The organism is Vogesella sp., from assembly GCF_046297735.1.
Taxonomy (GTDB): Bacteria; Pseudomonadota; Gammaproteobacteria; order Burkholderiales; family Chromobacteriaceae; genus Vogesella; species Vogesella urethralis.
Map to the genome: position 1 here is coordinate 53,890 of NZ_JBKBHK010000006.1, position 18,611 is coordinate 72,500.

Below are 18,611 nucleotides of genomic sequence, written 5' to 3' on the forward strand. Positions count from 1 at the left end.
AGGAATAGCCATGGCAGCATCTGACGCATCCCTTCTGGCCAGCGTGGACGCCCGCACCAAGCTGGCGGGCTCAAACAAGATGGAAATCCTGCTGTTCTCGCTGGGGACGCGCGAGACGTTTGGTATCAACGTATTCAAGGTGCGCGAGGTATCGCAAACCCCGTTCATCACGCGCACGCCCAACATGCCCTTTGGTGTTGAGGGTGTGCTGTCACTGCGCGGCAACATCATCCCGGTAATTTCGCTGGCCAAATTCATCGGCTGCGAAACCGAAACCACCACCTACGGCACCATGATCGTGACCGAGTTCAACAAGAGCACCCAGGCATTTCTGGTGGATTCGGTTGACCGCATCATCCGTGTGGACTGGGACAAAGTGCGCGCGCCGGAAAACGTGATGAGCACCACCCAGCAGACGCTGATTACCGCCGTTACCGAGCTGGACGACGGCAAGCTGGTTTCCATTCTAGATGTCGAGCAGATTCTCGCCAGCGTGGTAGGTGAAACACGCGTCCCGGACATCCCAACCGCCCAGCTGGAACAAGACCAATATGTCTTCTTCGTGGACGACTCGGTCGTCGCGCGCAAGGAAATCAGCAGCGTATTGGACAAGATGGGCCTCAAATACCATCAGGCCAACAACGGCAAAGAAGCGTGGGACAAACTGCAAGTATTGGCCAACCGTAACTGGTCGGAAAACGAAAATCTGCACGATACGCTGAAGCTCATCCTGGTAGACGCCGAAATGCCGGAAATGGACGGCTACGTGCTGACCAAACTGATCAAATCCGACCATCGCTTCAACGGCATCCCGGTCATCATGCACTCTTCGCTGTCGTCTAACGCCAACCGTGCCATGGGCACTAGCGTCGGTGTGGATGCCTACGTGGCAAAATTTGACCCCGCGATTCTTGCAGACACTTTAATTCCGTTCCTGCAACGCTAAAATAGCGGGTTAAACACCCATACTTGGTCAGGACAAAGCCAATGGCAGATAAAAACCTCCGTTTCCTCGTTGTGGATGACTTTTCCACCATGAGACGCATCGTGCGCAACCTGTTGAAAGAACTGGGCTTCACCAATGTAGATGAAGCCGAAGATGGACAGGTCGCACTGCACAAGCTGAAAACCCAGCACTTCGATTTCATCGTATCCGACTGGAACATGCCCAACATGACGGGTATCGAGTTGCTGCGCGCGGTACGTGCCGACGCGCAACTCAAGCACATGCCCTTCCTGATGATTACCGCCGAAGCAAAACGCGAGAACATCATCGAAGCTGCAACAGCAGGCGCCAGTGGCTACATCGTGAAACCGTTTACCGCCGCCACCCTGGAAGAAAAGATGAACAAGATCTTCCAGAACCTGAACAAATAACATCGATTATCGCGAATATTGAGCGGTTGAGGAGGAGTAATCGTGTCTGATCACCTTCTTGAAAGTGGCGACTCTCCAGAGCTGGAAGCACTTTTTGACAGCATTGCAGCAACACAGCAGCAGGCAGCCCCTGCTGCAGGGCAGCCCTCGGCTGCGGCACCGGTTGAAATGAGCCAAGAGCAGGTCATGGGCATGTATGCACAGATCGGCCAGATGACCCGCAAACTGCACGACACCTTGCGCGAGCTTGGCTACGACAAATCGCTGGAGCGGGTTGCCGACGCCATTCCGGATGCCAAAGACCGCCTCAGCTATATCGCGACGCTGACTGCCAACGCCGCCGAGCGCGTGTTGAACGCTACCGATATTGCCAAGCCGATCCAGGATGACCTTCAAGCGCGAGCCGATCAGCTCAATCAGCGCTGGGACTTGCTGTTTGCCAACAAGCTCAGCACTGAAGAGTTCAAGCAACTGGCGCAAGACACCCGCGCTTACCTAAGCCTGGTTCCGAAGCAAACCGACGCCACCAGTAATCAGTTACTGGAAATCGTGATGGCGCAGGACTTCCAGGACCTGACCGGCCAGGTCATCAAGAAGGTCATGGAGATGGTAAAGACGCTGGAGTCGGAGCTGCTGACCGTGCTGATCGAATACCTGCCGGCCGACCGCAAAATGGACATCAACACCGAGCTGCTCAACGGCCCGGTCGTCAACCCCGATGGTCGTACCGATGTAGTGACCAGCCAGCAGCAAGTGGATGACCTGCTCGACAGCCTGGGTTTCTAAGCTGTCAACCGAGAACAAGCATTAAGTCGACATACAAAGGAAGCAAAAATGAGCGACTTCGCCGGAATGGAAGAACTTCTTCAGGATTTCTTACTAGAGTCGACCGAGCTACTGTCCGATGTGGATAACAAGCTGGTAGAGCTTGAGAAAAGGCCAAACGACCGTGCCTTGCTCAACGATATCTTCCGCGGCTTCCACACCATCAAGGGCGGTGCAGGCTTCCTGAATGTCGCGCCGATGGTCACCATCTGCCATCGCACTGAAAACCTGTTCGACAAGCTGCGCAACTCCGAGTTGGCGCTGACCTCCGAACTGATGGACGTCATCCTGGATGCAACCGGAGCCGTGCGTGACATGTTTGGCACCCTGTCGCAAGGCCTGCCACCGCCCAACCCCGACCCGGCAATGTTGGCCGCACTGGATGCGGCATTGGCTGGCAACCTCGCGGGCGTCAAAGCGGCACCAGCTGCCGCCGCACCGGTTATTGCACCGGCACCGGCTCCAGCCCCTGTCGCTGCGGCAAGCAACGAACCGGATTGGGCTGCGCTGCAGCAAGCCGTTACCGGCGCCGAGCCGCAAGCACAGTCGGCACCGGTTGCTGCCGCCTCGGTAGTGCCAGAGATGCAGGCAGCTGCCACGACTTTTGTAGAAGCCGCGTCGATGCCAGAGCCAGTTACCACGGTTGCCGTAGCACAGGCACCCGTCCCGGCTGCGGTCAACAAGCCGCCCGCCAACAAGCCGGCGCCCTCCACCGGTGGCCCGATTTCCGGCCAGGAAAACACCATCCGCATCGACACGGTGCGTCTGGACCAGGTGCTTAACCTGTCCGGTGAAATCGGCCTCACCAAAAACCGCCTGACTACCCTGCGTACCGAAATCCTGCAGGGCAATATGGAAACCAACACCCTGCGTTCGCTGGATGAAGCCATCAGCCAGCTGGACCTGCTGGTCAGCGACCTGCAGAACGCGGTGATGAAAACCCGCATGCAGCCGATCGGCCGCCTGTTCCAGAAATACCCGCGTTTGGCGCGTGACCTGGCCCGCCAACTGGGCAAGGAAGTGGAACTGGTCATTACCGGTGAGGAAACGGAACTCGACAAGACCATGATCGAGGACCTGAACGACCCGCTGGTGCACTTGGTGCGCAACGCCGTGGATCACGGTGTGGAATCGCCAGAAGAGCGTATTGCCATCGGCAAGAAACCGCAGTCGCTGATCGAACTTACCGCCGAGCAGGTTGGCGATCACATCGTCATCGAAATTACCGATGACGGTAAAGGCATGAACCCGGAAGTGCTGCGCCGCAAAGCCATTGCCAAGGGCCTGATCGACGCCGAAACTGCCAACTCGCTGGATGAGAAACAGTGCCTGCAACTGATCTTCCTGCCGGGCTTCTCCACCAAAGACCAGATATCCAGCGTTTCCGGCCGCGGCGTCGGCATGGACGTGGTCCGTACCAACATCCAGAAGCTGAACGGTCGTATCGATATCAACTCGGTACAGGGCGAAGGCACCCGCATCAGCATCTCGCTGCCGCTGACGCTGGCTATCCTGCCGGTACTGGTGGTACGTGCTTGCAACCAGCCGTTTGCCGTCCCGCTGGCTATGGTGCGTGAAATCATTCCGATCGACACCAGCGCCATCCAGGAGGTCTCCGGCCGCCCAACTATCGTGGTTCGCGACGAGATCCTGCCGCTGAAAACCCTGTCCGGTCTGCTAAACTGGGCGCCGACGCAAAAGCCGAATTTTGGGGTGCTGATGCAATCTGCAGAGCGCTCTTTTATTCTGGCGGTAGACTCTTTCGTTGGCCGCGACGATGTGGTGATCAAACCGCTGCAGAATATCCGCCCGAAAGGCGTAGCCGGTGCCACCCTGTCCGGCGACGGGTCTGTAGTCTTGGTGCTGGACATGGAAGACCTGCTGGCAGGCCAGATGGATGCCACTACCGGTGGTAGCACCATGTTGAGAAACGCCGATAACTACTCTTACTAAGCCTATAACATGTCGACATCCGCCTTTCTGGGACGTCAGCCTGTCTTGAACAGAAATCAGCAGCTCATAGGTTATGAGCTGCTTTTTCGTCGTGCAGACGACGCGGCGACTGCCACACCCCACGCCCCCCTGGAAGCTGATACCCAGGTGCTAGTCAACGCCCTCAACAATATGGGCACCAACTGGCTGATCGGCAACAAGCTGGCCTTCATCAATGTCGGTGAAGCCATGCTGACCAGCGATTTTCTTGAGCTACTGCCACCGCGTCGCGTGGTGCTGGACCTCGCGGCCAACATCCAGCCCACCAATGAAGTGGTGTCGCGGGTACGCTACCTGCGTTCGCTGGGCTTCGGCATCTCGCTGGACGACTTTTCGTTCGATGCGCCCTCTGCCGCGCTGCTGGAACTGGCCAACTACGTGAAACTGGATGTGCAAAGCCTGAGCACGGCCCAGTTCCAGGGCCAGGCCGCACGTTTACGCAGCTACCCGGTCATCCGGATCGGTGAACGCATCGAGTCATACCAGCACTACAATCTTTGCCGCGACCTGGGGCTGGATGGTTACCAGGGCTACTACTTTGCCAAGCCTGAAACACTGTCGGCCAAGGTCATCCACCCATCGTTCAGCAACACGCTGAAACTGCTGAACCTGCTGCGTGCTGACGCGCCGATCAAGGACATCGAGGTAGTACTCAAGTCCGACGTAGCGCTGTCATTCAAACTGCTGCGCTACGTCAACTCGGCAGCCGCTGGGCTCAACACCACCATCAGTTCCTTCAGTCACGCAGTCACGGTACTGGGCTACCAGAAGCTGTACCGCTGGCTGACGCTGCTGCTGGTCACCAGTACCGAAAACCAGCACCTGGCGCCGGCGCTGCAAAAAACGGCCGTCAGCCGCGCACGGCTGATGGAAACCCTGTGCCAGGCTTGCGGCCTGAGCAGCGAGCACTGCGACAATGCCTTTATTGCCGGCATGTTCTCGCTGTTGGATGTGATTTTCGACATGCCAATGCGCACAGTGCTGGAGCACATCAGCCTGCCAGCCGAAATCCATGATGTGCTGGTTAACCAGAGCGGCGCCCTCGGCCCGCTATTCCATCTGGCTGTGGCGCTGGAAACAGGCGATGCAGCCATGCCCAGCCTGGCGCAAAAGCTGGGGCTGGATCCAGACCAACTCAACCTGATTCATACTGCTGCCCTGGCATGGGTAGAAGAACTCGGACTCTGATCGACCCTGATGAATTTACTTGCCATCGACTGTTCCAATAACAATTTGTCGCTTGCCCTCAGTCGCGGCCAACATCTGCACACCTGGCACCAAACGGTGCGTCAGGGCCACTCGGACCATATCCTGGCAGGCATTCAGCAACTATTGCAGCACCAGCAGCTGACCTTATCGCAACTGGATGCCATTCTTTATGGCAAGGGGCCGGGCGCGTTTACCGGCCTGCGCATCGCGGCCGGTATCGCCCTGGGGCTTGCTACCGCCGCCAATATTCCCATTGTGGGCGTCAGCACGCTGGATGCGATTGCCCGCCACCTGCCACAAGGCAACGGTTTGGCGGTGGTAGACGCGCGTATGGGTGAGGTGTACGCCGTGCGCTATGCCGATGGCCTGCAGCAAGGCGACATCACGGTAGGCGCCGCCACACAGCTATCGCTGACAGGGCTGACAGCGGTGGCAGGCGACTGTCTGGCGCCGTTTGAACAGCAAGGTCTGCAACTGATAGCTGCCGTTCCGCTGGCCAGTGACTACATTGCCCTCTACCAAGCCGAACCCGCCCGCTACCCAGCGGGCAACAGCGCCGACCTACTGTACGTACGCAACAAGATTGCACTCACGGCGGCCGAACAGCGCGAACAAAAACGTGGATAAATATCTTCGTGCCAGCCCGGTGGACGCCGAGCGCATCGCGCAAGCCGAAGCCGAAACCACCCCCCATGCCTGGGGGCCTGTCATGTATGCCAGCTCCCTGGAAAGTGGCCACGACACAGTATGGCTTTGCCAGCAGCAGGGCCAACTGCAAGGGGCTGCCGTGCTGATGCAGGTACTGGACGAGGCACACCTGCAGAACTTCTTCATTCATGTCCGCCATCAAGGCCAAGGTTTGGCCTCCTTGCTGTTAGCACATGTGATGCAGCAAGCCAAGGCAAATGCTGCCAGCCAGATGTTTCTGGAAGTAAGATGCAGCAACCTGCGTGCCCAAGCTCTTTATCGCAAGCACGGCTTCCAGGACTATGCTGTGCGCAAAGCCTATTACCGCCTTCCAGATGGCAGCCGCGAAGATGCGGTGCTGATGAAAGCCATGCTATGAGTCGCCGTACTTTTGTATTACAGGAAATCGGCCACAGCCCGCTGTGGCTAAGGCGCGGCCACAACCTAGCAGCCGATGAGGCTTCTCCTGTGCTATCCGGCACTACAGACCAGGCAGCAGGCTCAGCACCCGAGACAACGGCAGCCGCACCGTTCTCACCCGCTACCGTGCAAGCACCAACAGCCACCATGGCTATCGAACCATCTGCGCCCGCTTCGCCAGGCTTTCCAGACACACCATGCGTGCCTGCGGGCGACTGGCAAGCATTACATCAGGCGGTAGCCACCTGCCAACGCTGTGCGCTGGCGAAAACGCGTCGCAATGTGGTGATCGGTAGAGGCAACCCCAAGGCCAGGCTGCTGATCATCGGCGAAGCCCCTGGTGAACAGGAAGACCTTCAGGGCCAACCCTTTGTCGGCAAAGCTGGGCAATTGCTGGAAAACATGCTGGCTGCAGCGGGGATTAATAGCGAACAGGAAGTCTATATCTGCAACGTGATCAAATGCCGGCCACCCGGCAATCGCAACCCGGCTGCCGATGAAATTGCACACTGCCAAGACTACCTGCGCTGGCAGATCGACACCCTGCAGCCACACTTGATCGTGGCACTGGGCCGCTTTGCAGCGCACACGCTGCTACAAAGCCAGGTCGCTATCAGTAGCCTGCGTCGACAAGTACACCAGGCACACGGCGTGCCCTTGCTGGTTACCTTTCACCCCGCCTACCTGCTACGTAGCCCGGCCGAAAAAGCCAAGGCGTGGCAAGACTGGTGCCAGGTCCGTAGCCTGCTGGCCAGCTCGAACTGACAAACCGTCATTGCCGGCAATGCAAGGTGCGCCAGCGCATATGCACTAATATGAGAAAATCATTACCTGCAGCCGAGGGGCAAGATCATGCAGAAAAAGGCTTTCTATCTGCAGATACTGATGGAGGTCTTGCTGATCACAACACTGGCAGGGCTACTGCTTGCACTGCTGCTACCAATACTGCAGGTGGGGGCAGGCAGCAGCCCTGTCCTGCTATGGCAGGGCTTCTTGCTAGCCTTGCTGGTCAGCCCGCTGCTGGCGTGGCGGGCTATTGGCTTTCAGCCCCCCCAGAGCGGTAAAACCGCGCCATCAGCTACCCCAAACATCAACCTGGTCAGCTGTGCGATTCTGCTGGCAGGTTTGTTACTGACGGCAGCTGGCACCCGAGAACTGGACAAACGCATCACCAAAGAGGCCTCGGCACGCTACGACAAGCTGCATGAACGCTTGGTCGCAGAGGTAGAACGCCGCTTTGCCCTGCCGGAGTACGGTTTGCGCGGTGCGGCCAACGCTATCGCCGCCAGCGACGGCAAGGTGCTGACGCCGGAACGCTTCCAGGCCTATATACAGGGCATGTCGCTCAAGACCGCCTTCCCCGGCGTCATCGGCTTCGGCCTGATCGACGCCGTACCCGCTTCCGAGCTGGCACGCTACCAACAGCTGCAGCAGCAACAAGCACCACAGTTCCGCATTCGTGCAGCTAGCGAGCAGCCGCTTCACTACATTGTGCGGCATATCGAGCCCCGTTCGGATAACCGCGACATGTGGGGGCGCGATCTGTCAGCACACCCGGTTGGGTTGGCCGCATTGCAACTGGCGCAACACCGCGAAGGCGTCACCATGAGCGGGGTAATGGACTACCGCCGCCGTAGCCAGACTTACCCAGGCTACATGATCCTGCTGCACCTGCCGCCCCAGATCACAGCCGGCAGCGGCATGCCAGCCGGCACCAGACCCGTGTTTGTTTACAGTGCCGTATCGCTGCAAATGCTGATGAGCGGCATCACCGATGTTACCGAACAACAGCTGGATTTCGAACTGTACGACAGCCCGCTACCCACCCCCGGCACCCTGGTGTTTGATGCCGACAATCACCTGAACAGCCGTGCCGGCGCAGATGGCAATGCCGAGCGCAGCTTTCAGCGCGAGCAGCGCTTAAGCGTCGGCAGCCGCACCCTTACCCTACGCAGCAGTAGCAGCCTGCATTTCGAAGCCAGTCTGCAACGCACGTCCGTGTGGATGGTGGGAGGCATGGGTATGATCATCAGTGTGCTGGCCGCACTTTCCAGCGGACTGCTCATGCGCAACCAGCGACGGGCACAGCAGCTGGCCGCCAGCATGACCCGCGACCTGGCAGTACTGGCCAAAGTAGCACAACACACCACCAACGCCATCGTCATTACCGACCAGCAGCGCCACATCAGCTGGGTAAACGAAGGCTTTACCCGACTGACCGGCTACACGCTGGAAGAGGTGCGCGGGTGCGCGCCAGGCAAGCTGCTGCAGACCGCCGACACCGACCAGGAAACCATACGCCGCATCAGCGAAGCACTGTCTGCCCGGCAACCATTTAAGGGTAATATCCTCAATCGCAGCAAATCCGGGCGCGAATACTGGGTGGCCATGGAGATACAGCCGCTGCTGGACGAACATCAGCAACTGGAAGGTTTCATGGCCATTGAGACCGACATCAGCCTGCAAGTGGCCACCGAAGCGGAGCTGCACCGTGCCTTGCTGGAAGCACGCACTATACGCGACATCATCCAGCAGCACTTCATCGTATCGATAGCCGACCCGCAAGGCTGCATTACCCGCGTTAACCAAGCCTTTATCAACATCAGCGGTTACCAGCAGCACGAATTGCTGGGGCGCAACCACCGCATCCTGAATGCCGGCGTACATGAGCCGTCATTCTGGCGCGACATGTGGACCACGCTGCTGAACGGCCAAGCCTGGCGCGGAGAAGTCTGCAACCGCCACAAGAATGGTAGCCAATACTGGGTAGACAGCATCATCGTACCGTTCCACAACCCGCAGGGGCAGATCGAACAGTACGTGTCGATTCGTCGCGACATCACCGCCAGTAAACGTCACGAAGCCTCACTGCAAGAAGCCAAGCAGCAAGCCGAGCAAGCCAACCTGGCCAAGAGCCGCTTTCTGGCCAATATGAGCCACGAAATCCGCACCCCGATGAATGCCATCCTGGGTTTGCTGCAGCTACTACAACGCACCCGGCTGGACGCCGAGCAGCAAGAGTACGCCGAAAAAACCAGTGCTGCCGCGCGCTCGCTGCTAGGACTGCTCAACGACATTCTCGACTTTTCCAAGATCGAAGCCGGCAAGATGACGCTGGACTTGCAACCGTTCAGCCTCGACCCACTGCTGCGCAGCCTCTCGGTCATCCTGTCGGCCAACCGTCAGGACAAAGCGGTAGAAATCGTGTTCGACATCCCGACCCGCTTGCCGGAACGCCTGCTAGGCGACGCCATGCGTCTGCAACAAGTGCTAACCAACCTGGCCAGTAATGCGCTGAAATTCACCGAGCAAGGCGAAGTCATCATCAGCCTGCATCCGGTAGCACAACACGATCAGCAGTTGAGCCTGCAGTTCAGCGTGCGCGATACCGGCATCGGTATCAGCCGTGACCTGCACGACAAGTTGTTCCACAGCTTTAGCCAGGCCGAGTCGTCTACAACGCGGCGCTTTGGCGGTACCGGGCTGGGGCTGGCCATCAGCCAGCGCATCGTGCAACAGATGGGTAGCGAGATCCAGTTGCAAAGCGAGCCCGGCCAAGGCAGCTGCTTTTCGTTTACCCTCAGTCTGCCCATTGTTGCCCCCGCGCCTGCCAGCAGCCTGAGCACAATGACGGTCTGGCTTGTAGAAAGCCACCCGGCTACACGCCAGGCAGTAAGCGGCTTGTGTCAGAGCCTTGGCTGGCAAACACATAGCCTGGCAGACGGACACGCCCTGCAGGCAGCGATCGCTGCGGCCACCAGCAACACCCCACCCTGCCAACTCGCGCTGATAGACAGCCAACTACCCGACATCGATAGCTGGCAAGCCTGCCAGCAGCTCAAAGCGCACTACCCAGAGCTAAACATCATCCTGCTGACAGCACAGCCACAACAGCGGCACCCGCCGCCTGGCAGCGAGGCGCCATCACCGGTAGCGGCCTACCTGGTTAAACCGCTGACCGCCGACATGTTGCAAGAAGCAGCCATCGCGCTACAGCATAGTCAGCTGCCGCCGCAAGCCCCTGACGCAGATGCCAGCACGCCAGCGCTGTCGCTTGCCGGCCTGCGGCTGCTGCTGGTAGAAGACAACGCCACCAACCGGCTGGTGGCCAAAGGGCTGCTGGGGAAAGACGGCGCCACTATCGATATTGCCGAGAACGGGGCCGAAGCAGTCGCTGCGGTGGCCAAGATGCAGCCGGCTTACGACGCGGTACTGATGGATTTGCAAATGCCGGTAATGGACGGCATAAGTGCGACACATGAGATACGTTACACACTGGGCATGACCCGTCTGCCCATCATTGCCATGACTGCCAATGCCATGGCGAGCGATCGGGAACTGTGTCTGGCTGCCGGCATGACCGACCACATCGGCAAACCGTTTGTGCTGGCAGAATTGCGTGCGCTGCTGCTCAAGCACATCGCTGCCGCGCGGGCACAGCCATAAGGCTGGCAGCCGCGCCGGACAACGTTGGCCGCCAATCAGAATAATTCGATATCGCTACTGCTGCTACGCGCAGGCTGGCTCACCTGCTGTACCTGCTGTTGCTGCAGTGCGGCCAACTCGCTGCGAATCTGCTGAGCCAGCTGGTCTGCATCACGCGAGCCGGCAGCGGCCTCGGCCAACTGACCGGAAAGCTGCTGCAGCTGCTGCAGTGCCTGTACCCGCTGCGATGCGCGCAGCAACATCTGGCTGATGCGATCCTGAAACTGCAGTGAGGTAATGGCAACATTGGTACTGAGCTCCACTTCGGCAGCAATGCGATTCAGCTGCGCCACGGCATCTTCCATCCCCTGGCTAAGCTCGTTGATCTGCGCCATCGTGCGCTGCACACGCATTTTGGCCTCCAGCACATAGCTCATATCGTGCGAGGCTAGCGCAGCGATACTGACATGCGCCTTGTCCACCATGTCTTCTACTGCATGCATGGTCTGGCTGATCTGCTCGTTGAATGAATGGGTACGCAACGATAGCGCACGCACCTCGTCTGCCACTACCGCAAAACCGCGCCCCGCTTCGCCTGCCCGCGCCGCCTCGATGGCAGCATTCAGTGCCAGCATATTGGTTTGCTTGGAAATGGCGTCGATATCAGACAAAAAGGTATGCACGCTGTGGATTTTCTGCCCGATCTCGGTCATGTGATTGACCTGTTCGATACTGACCTGGCTGGTACGCAATGTACTCTCCACAAAGATTTCCAGCGTTTCATTAGCATCGTGGGCGAAGCGTTCGAAACTGGCGTGATTGTCTTCTTCTGCAGTTAGCCCCGCCCCGATCATGCTGATGGCGATATCCTGTTGCCGTTTGGCCTGGCTGGTAATACTGCCAAAGCTCTCCAGCAAACCACCAATGGCCTCCTGCAATACGGCCGTTGCCTCTTGCAGTTGGCCCTGCAACAGCTGGCTCTCTTGCTGTACCGATTGCAATAGCTGTAACTGCAAAGGCTGTAATTGCGGCCAAGCAGTCACCTTGGGCTGCTCTTGTAACTTGACCTGCCTTTTCGGCAGGCGCAATACCAGCCAGACAATCAATGGCGTCAACACCAGGCTCAGTACGGCACCCGGCACCGTTTGCCACTGCAATACCAGCAACACCAGATGCCATGCCACCGCTAGCAGTAGCAGCAATGCCAGCCAAAGACTACGCCTATTGTCACCCATGTTTACCTCGTTTGCCTCCACGGCCATTTACCATAGCTTCAAGTTTAAAGCATAGGCACATCTTATTGTTTGCGGCCAACCATGATGCGCCGCCACTGCTGTACCTTAGCGCCTGCTCACGCTGTTTATTGTTAAGGCACAGTCGCTCATCTGGGCTGGTTTGTTTTCTGCCAAATGCATACAATCACCTTAACCCATGACACACCCCCCTGCCAGCCAGAAACCTACACCAGTAAAGGTCGCTTATGTCTGTCACCTACCATTTCCGGGAGCAGGAAGCCAGCATTCAGGTGCATGGCCATTTCAATTTTGCCCAGCACGCGGCGTTCCGCGATGCCAGCCGGGCTGTGCTGGCGGTAACGGACGTCAAATCCATCGAAATCAACCTGATGGACACCGACTATCTGGACAGCTCGGCGCTGGGCATGTTGCTGGTGCTGCGCGAACAGGCCAACGATCGCGGCATCAGCCGCATTCACATCAGTAATGCCAAACCCGTTATCCGTCAGATTTTTGCGGTAGCCCGTTTCGAGAAATTTTTCGATATTGACTGAAAGACGGAAAAGCATGCGAAACCTGAACGTGCTGGTCGTGGACGACAGCACTGTCAACCGGCTGATCGTCAGCCGCCTGATCAGCGCCCTGGGTCATACCGTCATGACCGCAGAAGATGGCCAGCAAGCCCTGGCCTGCTGCGAACAGACCCGACCCGATCTGATCCTGATGGACGTCATCATGCCGCGCATGGACGGGCTCGAGGCCACCCGCAGGATACGTGCGCGCTTTGAAAACCAGTGGATTCCCATCATTTTCCTCACCGGCAAGATAGAGCAAGAAGACATGCTCGCCGGTCTGGAAGCGGGAGGTGATGACTACCTGACCAAACCGGTAGACATCAAGCTACTGACCGCCAAAATCCGTGTAATGTCGCGCATTGCCGACATGCAGCACCGCATCAGCCTGGATGCGCAGCGCCTGGAGGCGTACTACCACGCCAACGAAATGGAACAGCAGCTGGCCGAGCACGTGCTGCACAACCTGTACGGCGATCGCAGCCAGACCGGCATTGAACAATGGATACTGCCGGCAGTGCAGTTCAGTGGCGATATCATCACTGCCGCCCGCTCCCCCACCGATACCTTGCACATCATGTTGGCCGATAGCACCGGGCACGGTCTGTCCGCAGCCATTTCCTGCCTGCCGGCTGCTACCGTGTTCTACGCCATGACGCAGAAGGGTTTCGGTATCAATGCCATCGCTCGTGAAATCAACAAAAAGCTGAAGCAGCATCTGCCTGTAGGCCGCTTTGTCGCGGCCACGCTGGCTGCTATCAACCCGCAAGAAAAAACCGTCACCGTCTGGAATGGCGGCATACCGTTCGCCGCTTTCGTAGGTGAGGATGGCCGCATCGAAAAGCAGTTCCACTCCAGCAACCCGCCGCTGGGCATCCTGCGCAATGCCGACTTCGACGCCAGCGTGGAAGTCTACCGCTGGACCGACCCGGGCCGGCTGATGATCTGCTCGGACGGTCTGACCGAAGCACGCAGTGTGCAAAACGAGATCCTGCCGCCGGAGCAGTTGGCCGCGCAGCTGAACCAGCGTCACGACCAAGCGGTGCTGGCGCAGCTGCGCGAACGGGTAATGGCGCACCTGGCCGGCACCGAAAACGCCGACGACATCTCGCTGGTGCTGGTGCCCTGTGCCGGCAGTTTTGGCAACCCGCAGCCTCATGCGGCCAACCCCAGCTTTACCCAGCTGAGCAACTGGCAGCTACAGCTCGACTTTGGCCCCAAAGAGCTGCGCGAAGAACTGGGCATGGCCACACTACTGGGCTGGCTCAACCAGATCGGCCTGAGCGAGAACCAGCTCAGCGAAATGCTGCTGATCGTCACCGAGCTTTACAATAATGCATTGGACCACGGCGTTCTGGGGCTGGACTCCAGCCAGAAACACTCCAGCAGCGGCTTTGCCAGCTACCTGCTGCAACGTGCCGGGCGACTGTTCAACCTGCAGCAAGGCTGGATACACGTGGCCATGTCGCACGTTACCGAAGACGAGCGCCCCTTGTTAAGACTAACCATTCGCGACAGCGGTAGTGGCTTCGACCATGTCTACTACCAGCAGCACGAGCCTGACGAGCTGGCCATGCACGGCCGAGGCATCGCCCTGGTGCGCCGTTTGTGCCACAGCATGCGCTATCTGGATCACGGCAGCTGCGTAGAAGTGGAATACATCCTGCGCTGAAGCAGGCTGCCGGCCCCGACCGGCCCCTGCTATCATGCCCGCCCTAACGCTTGCCGCCCCCTGCCATGCCCTATACCCTCAGCCACCCCGGCCACGCCGAGCTCGACATCAAGAAAAGCCGCTTCATCGCTTGCGTCGAGCCGATGGCCGACCGCCAGGCGGCGCAGGCGCGGGTTGCGGCGCTGAAGGCCGCCCACCCGGCAGCCGCTCATGTGTGCTGGGCGCTGTTGGCTGGCGGCCACTCGGCGGCCAACGATGACGGCGAACCGTCCGGCACCGCCGGGCGGCCCATGCTGGACGTGCTGCGACACCAGCAGCTGGACGGCGTACTAGCCACCGTGGTGCGCTACTACGGCGGCGTGAAGCTGGGCGCTGGCGGGTTGGTGCGCGCCTATACCGACGCTGTGGCACGGGCACTGGACGGGGTGGCGCGCGAAGAAAAGGTGGCGCGGCAACAGCTGGCCTGCCAGGTGCCGTACGCGCAGGAAGGCCTGTTGCGCCGCCTGTTGCAACAATACGGCGCCGAGCTGCTGCTCGTCAGCCATCACGACGCGGTCACCCTGCAATTCAGCGTGCCGGCCAGCCAGGCCAGCACGCTGCAAACCCTGCTGGGCGAGGCCTGCCACGGCCAGCTGAGCTGGCTGGACGAGCCCGCATCCGGGGCCGGATAAAGAAAAACCCGGCTGCATCGGCAAGCCGGGTGAGTCGGCGATCCCGCCTGGGTACCGGACGGGCGCAACAAACGCTGCCGAGACGGCAGCAGGAGGCAAAACGCAACACATCCGGGTCAAGGGATGCTGCAGCGATTGTGCGCCCCGCTACCGGCAACGCCTATTGGGGAAACACCTAGGCGCCTGCGGCCAACCTTAGCGCGCCTTCTGCTGGCGGTAGGCCACCACGGTCTGCACCAGGTCGGCGATCGAGCGCACGCCCATCTTGTCCATCATCTTGCCGCGATGTGCCTCCACCGTTTTGATGCTGATGCCCAGCTCGTCGGCGATGATCTTGTTCATCTTGCCTTCAATCACCCGCTCCAGCACCTCGCGTTCGCGGGTAGTCAGCGTGGCCAGCCGCGTCTCGCACTGGTTGGCTTCCTGCACGCTCTGCGCCTGGTTGGCCGCCGCTGCCAGCGCGCTGTCCACCGCCGCTAGCAGCGCTTCCTGGTTGAACGGCTTTTCCAGAAAGTCGTGCGCGCCGCGCTTCACCGCCTGCACCGCCATCGGTACGTCGCCGTGGCCGGTAATGAAGATCACCGGCCAGGTGTTGCCGCGCGCCTGCAGCTCTTCGTACAGCTCCAGCCCGCTCATGCCCGGCATGCGGATGTCCAGGATCAGGCAGCCGCTGCCTGCCGTGGGCTGGTAGCGGGTGAGGAAACCTTCGGCGCTGTCGTGACAGGCCACCTGGTAGTCGTGGCTTTCCAGCAGCCACAGCAGGGAGTCGCGAAAAGCCTCGTCGTCGTCGACCAGGTGGATGCAAATGTTCTTGGCTGCAGTCATGGCTCAAACACCGGCAATGTAAAACGGAAAATGGTACCACCCAACGGGTGATCCTCCACTGAGAGTTGACCCTGATGGAACTCGATGATGGAGCGACAGATATTGAGGCCCATGCCCATGCCGTCGCTTTTGGTGGTAAAGAATGCGTCGAACAGTTGCGACTTCAGCGCGTCCGGCACGCCATGGCCGCGGTCGACAATGGCCACCTCCACCCGCTTACTGTGCTGGCGCTGCACGCTCACTTCCAGCTCGCGCTCGGCCTGCGGTAGTTGCTGCATCGCTTCCATGCCGTTCTTGATCAGGTTGAGCAGCACCTGCTCGATCAAGATGGGGTCGACATGCACCGGCGGCAGCGTGGCGGCCAGGTGTACGTTGATGGTGCTGCCCAGCCGCCGGGCCTCGATCTCGGCGATGGCCAGCGCCGCGTCGATGATGTCGCCGATGTCGGCCTCCTTGCGCACCGGCTCGCTCTGCTTCACGAACTCGCGCACGCGGCGCACGATCTTGCCTGCGCGCTCGGCCTGGGCGGTGATCTTTTCCATCACCGGAATCAGCGACGCCGGCGTCGCCTTGCCTTGGCGCAGGCGCTCCACACAGCCGGCCTGGTAGTTGGCGATGGCGGAGAGCGGCTGGTTCAGTTCGTGCGCCAGCGTAGACGCCATCTCGCCCATGGTGATCAGCCGCGACGTGGCCTGCAGCTTCTGCAGCTGTTCCTGGTAACGCTGTTCGGCGTCACGCTGCTCGGTGATGTCGGTCAGGATCAGCATCTGCACGCGCTGGCCGTCCACCCAGCGTACCGGGCGGCTGCGCAGCAGGAACCAGCGACCAGGATCGTCCAGCCACAGCTCCTGGTCGGTATTGGCGTGCTGCAGCATCTGGCGCAGGCGTAGATCGCAATACTCGACGCCGTCGTCTTCGCTGGCGGCGGCCAACCATTGCCGGTAGCGCTGGTTGCAGAACAACAGCTGCTGGGTTTCCGGCCGCACCACGGCTACCGCTGCGTCCAGGCCTTCGATGACCGCGATGAAGCGCTCGTTGGCCGCTTCCAGCGCCTGCTGCGCCTCGCGCTTTTCGGTCATGTCGGTCAGCGCGGCCATCCAGCCGGTATGCACGCCATCGGCGTCGATCAGCGGCGAAATCAGCATCTGGCCGTAGAATTTTTCGCCACTCTTGCGCTGCATCACCGACTCGAACAGCTGCTGGCTATTGGCACCCGACAAGGTGCGGCGCAGCGTGTCGTAGTTGAGCGGCGCCACGTCGGGCGACCAATACGGGTAAGGCGGACGCAGGCCGATCAGCTCGTCTTCAGCAAAGCCGGTAATACGGCAAAACGCCGGGTTGACGTAGCTGATGCGGCCGTCCAGATCGATGGCGCGAATGCCCACCACCAGCGAATCTTCCATCGCCTTGCGGAACATGTATTCGTGGCGCAAGGCCTGCTCGGCCAGCTTCTCGGCGGTGATGTCACGGCCGGACAAGTACAGCACGCCGGCGTCCGGCAACGGGCTGATGGCCCAAGCCAGCGACAGCACGCTGCCGTCGCGGTTGATCATGCGCGTTTCCACATAGCGGTCCACGCTGCCGGCTTCCAGCAGCTGGCGCAGCATGTGGCGGGTATCTTCGCGCTGTTGCGGGTCGAGGTAGTTCAGGAACGAGGTGCCCTGCAGCTGCTCGGCGCTGTAACCCAGCCCTTGCACGAAGGCCGGGTTCATGTGCAGCAAGGTGGTGTCTTCGCGCATCACCCCCAGCCATTCGCGCGACAGTTTGTAAACACGGTCGCGTTCGCGCTCGGCTTCGATACGGCGGCGGATATGGCGCGACAGGCTGAACAGCGACAGCAAGGTCAGCACCGACAGGCCGGTGATCAGCCCCAGCTGGATCAGCCGGTTTTTGTTGACGTCGCCCCGCACCGGGTGCGCTTCCAGTACCAGCGAGGTGCCGCCAAAGTGAATGCTCTGCCGCACGCCCAGCGAAGGCTGGCTTTGTGCATTACGCGCCAGCACTTGCTGCCCGGACTGCAGCGCCAGCTGGTATTTTTCGGCAAACCACGACGGCGGCACCCGCCGCACGAAGGCGCCGGCCTGGTAGATGCCGATCACCATGCCGCGGAACTGGGTATCCCGGTATACCGGCACCATCAGATCGAAGCGCCAGTCACCGCCCTCGCTGCGGTAAGGCTCGCTGAAGCGCGGGTGGCCATCATTACGCGCTGCCAGATACGCATTGATGCGCACACCGGAAATACCCACCCCGGCAGCCAGGCCCGATTCTTCGTAAGGCGCGATCCAGCGCACGGTGTAACTGGCATCGGCCCACACTACGGCCGTCATTTCCGGCACATTGCCCAGAAACTGCGACGCCTGGACCAGGAAGTCGTCCTCGTTGATGTCCTCGCGACCGATGTCGCGTGCCATTTGTGCCAGCTCGGCCTGATGACCGTCCAGCCGCAAGCGCATGGTCTGCTCGGCCCACAGTGCGTCTTTGGCCAGATCGATGCGTTGCTGCTCGTTCTCGCGCGCGTCTAGCGTCCACAGCATCACCGCCATGGTCAGAAAGAACAGCACAATGGTGCTGTTGGGCATCAGCCGGTAAATACGGCTACGCCGCAATGAGGTGTAAAAGCGCGAGGTACGCATGGGCATGGCAGGTTGGCCGCAACAGGCAATGGAATGCGATAATAAGCGCCCCCCTGTTTTCACGC

15 protein-coding genes are annotated in these 18,611 nt (G+C 59.9%); 12 read left to right on the forward strand and 3 right to left on the reverse strand.

Going from position 1 to position 18,611, the window contains the following annotated elements; all coding sequences use genetic code 11:
- Positions 1 to 10 precede the first annotated feature (10 nt).
- The 9 genes from ACK4FZ_RS09260 to ACK4FZ_RS09300 all read left to right on the forward strand — a co-directional run bounded on the left by ACK4FZ_RS09260 (position 11) and on the right by ACK4FZ_RS09300 (position 10,956).
- The gene (locus tag ACK4FZ_RS09260) at positions 11 to 946 is read left to right on the forward strand and encodes a chemotaxis protein (protein ID WP_409820130.1); all 936 of its coding nucleotides are present in this window, start codon (positions 11 to 13) and stop codon (positions 944 to 946) included.
- A gap of 41 nt (positions 947 to 987) precedes the next feature.
- On the forward strand, positions 988 to 1,377 hold the full coding sequence (gene cheY, locus ACK4FZ_RS09265) for a chemotaxis response regulator CheY (RefSeq protein ID WP_144371862.1): 390 nt from the start codon (positions 988 to 990) through the stop codon (positions 1,375 to 1,377).
- A gap of 168 nt (positions 1,378 to 1,545) precedes the next feature.
- Entirely contained in the window at positions 1,546 to 2,163 is a 618-nt protein-coding gene (cheZ, locus tag ACK4FZ_RS09270; protein WP_409820133.1) for a protein phosphatase CheZ, read from the forward strand.
- Positions 2,164 to 2,211: 48 nt separating this feature from the next.
- Positions 2,212 to 4,155 carry a chemotaxis protein CheA gene (locus ACK4FZ_RS09275; RefSeq protein WP_409820136.1) on the forward strand — a complete coding sequence of 648 codons (1,944 nt, stop codon included), beginning with the start codon at positions 2,212 to 2,214 and terminating at the stop codon, positions 4,153 to 4,155.
- A 9-nt stretch (positions 4,156 to 4,164) separates the two neighbouring features.
- Complete coding sequence (locus ACK4FZ_RS09280; RefSeq protein ID WP_409820139.1) at positions 4,165 to 5,382, forward strand: EAL and HDOD domain-containing protein; 1,218 nt, start codon at positions 4,165 to 4,167, stop codon at positions 5,380 to 5,382.
- 9 nt (positions 5,383 to 5,391) lie between these two features.
- Positions 5,392 to 6,030, forward strand: a complete 639-nt coding sequence (tsaB, locus tag ACK4FZ_RS09285; RefSeq protein WP_409820142.1) for a tRNA (adenosine(37)-N6)-threonylcarbamoyltransferase complex dimerization subunit type 1 TsaB — start codon at positions 5,392 to 5,394, stop codon at positions 6,028 to 6,030.
- Positions 6,023 to 6,469, forward strand: coding sequence for a ribosomal protein S18-alanine N-acetyltransferase (gene rimI, locus ACK4FZ_RS09290; RefSeq protein WP_409820145.1), 447 nt, complete (start codon positions 6,023 to 6,025; stop codon positions 6,467 to 6,469). The genes tsaB and rimI overlap by 8 nt, the downstream gene beginning before the upstream one ends.
- A gap of 188 nt (positions 6,470 to 6,657) precedes the next feature.
- On the forward strand, positions 6,658 to 7,275 hold the full coding sequence (locus ACK4FZ_RS09295; protein WP_409820148.1) for a uracil-DNA glycosylase family protein: 618 nt from the start codon (positions 6,658 to 6,660) through the stop codon (positions 7,273 to 7,275).
- A gap of 87 nt (positions 7,276 to 7,362) precedes the next feature.
- Positions 7,363 to 10,956 (forward strand): PAS domain S-box protein, encoded by a 3,594-nt coding sequence (locus ACK4FZ_RS09300; protein WP_409820151.1) that lies wholly within the window; start codon positions 7,363 to 7,365, stop codon positions 10,954 to 10,956.
- Positions 10,957 to 10,991: 35 nt separating this feature from the next.
- On the opposite strand, the gene ACK4FZ_RS09305 is transcribed toward ACK4FZ_RS09300, so the two are convergent.
- Positions 10,992 to 12,170 carry a methyl-accepting chemotaxis protein gene (locus ACK4FZ_RS09305; protein WP_409820154.1) on the reverse strand — a complete coding sequence of 393 codons (1,179 nt, stop codon included), beginning with the start codon at positions 12,168 to 12,170 and terminating at the stop codon, positions 10,992 to 10,994.
- A gap of 245 nt (positions 12,171 to 12,415) precedes the next feature.
- On the opposite strand from ACK4FZ_RS09305, the gene ACK4FZ_RS09310 reads away from it, so the two are divergent.
- From ACK4FZ_RS09310 to ACK4FZ_RS09320, 3 genes are all read left to right on the forward strand, one after another.
- Positions 12,416 to 12,724 (forward strand): STAS domain-containing protein, encoded by a 309-nt coding sequence (locus ACK4FZ_RS09310; RefSeq protein ID WP_409820157.1) that lies wholly within the window; start codon positions 12,416 to 12,418, stop codon positions 12,722 to 12,724.
- Positions 12,725 to 12,737: 13 nt separating this feature from the next.
- Positions 12,738 to 14,414, forward strand: coding sequence for a SpoIIE family protein phosphatase (locus ACK4FZ_RS09315; protein ID WP_409820159.1), 1,677 nt, complete (start codon positions 12,738 to 12,740; stop codon positions 14,412 to 14,414).
- Between the two features lie 65 nt (positions 14,415 to 14,479).
- A complete protein-coding gene (locus ACK4FZ_RS09320; protein WP_409820162.1) occupies positions 14,480 to 15,085 on the forward strand; it encodes an IMPACT family protein in 606 nt (201 codons plus the stop codon).
- 195 nt (positions 15,086 to 15,280) lie between these two features.
- On the opposite strand, the gene ACK4FZ_RS09325 is transcribed toward ACK4FZ_RS09320, so the two are convergent.
- Complete coding sequence (locus tag ACK4FZ_RS09325) at positions 15,281 to 15,910, reverse strand: response regulator transcription factor (RefSeq protein WP_144371875.1); 630 nt, start codon at positions 15,908 to 15,910, stop codon at positions 15,281 to 15,283.
- Complete coding sequence (locus ACK4FZ_RS09330; RefSeq protein ID WP_409820165.1) at positions 15,907 to 18,552, reverse strand: PAS domain S-box protein; 2,646 nt, start codon at positions 18,550 to 18,552, stop codon at positions 15,907 to 15,909. The genes ACK4FZ_RS09325 and ACK4FZ_RS09330 overlap by 4 nt, the downstream gene beginning before the upstream one ends.
- Positions 18,553 to 18,611: the final 59 nt, after the last annotated feature.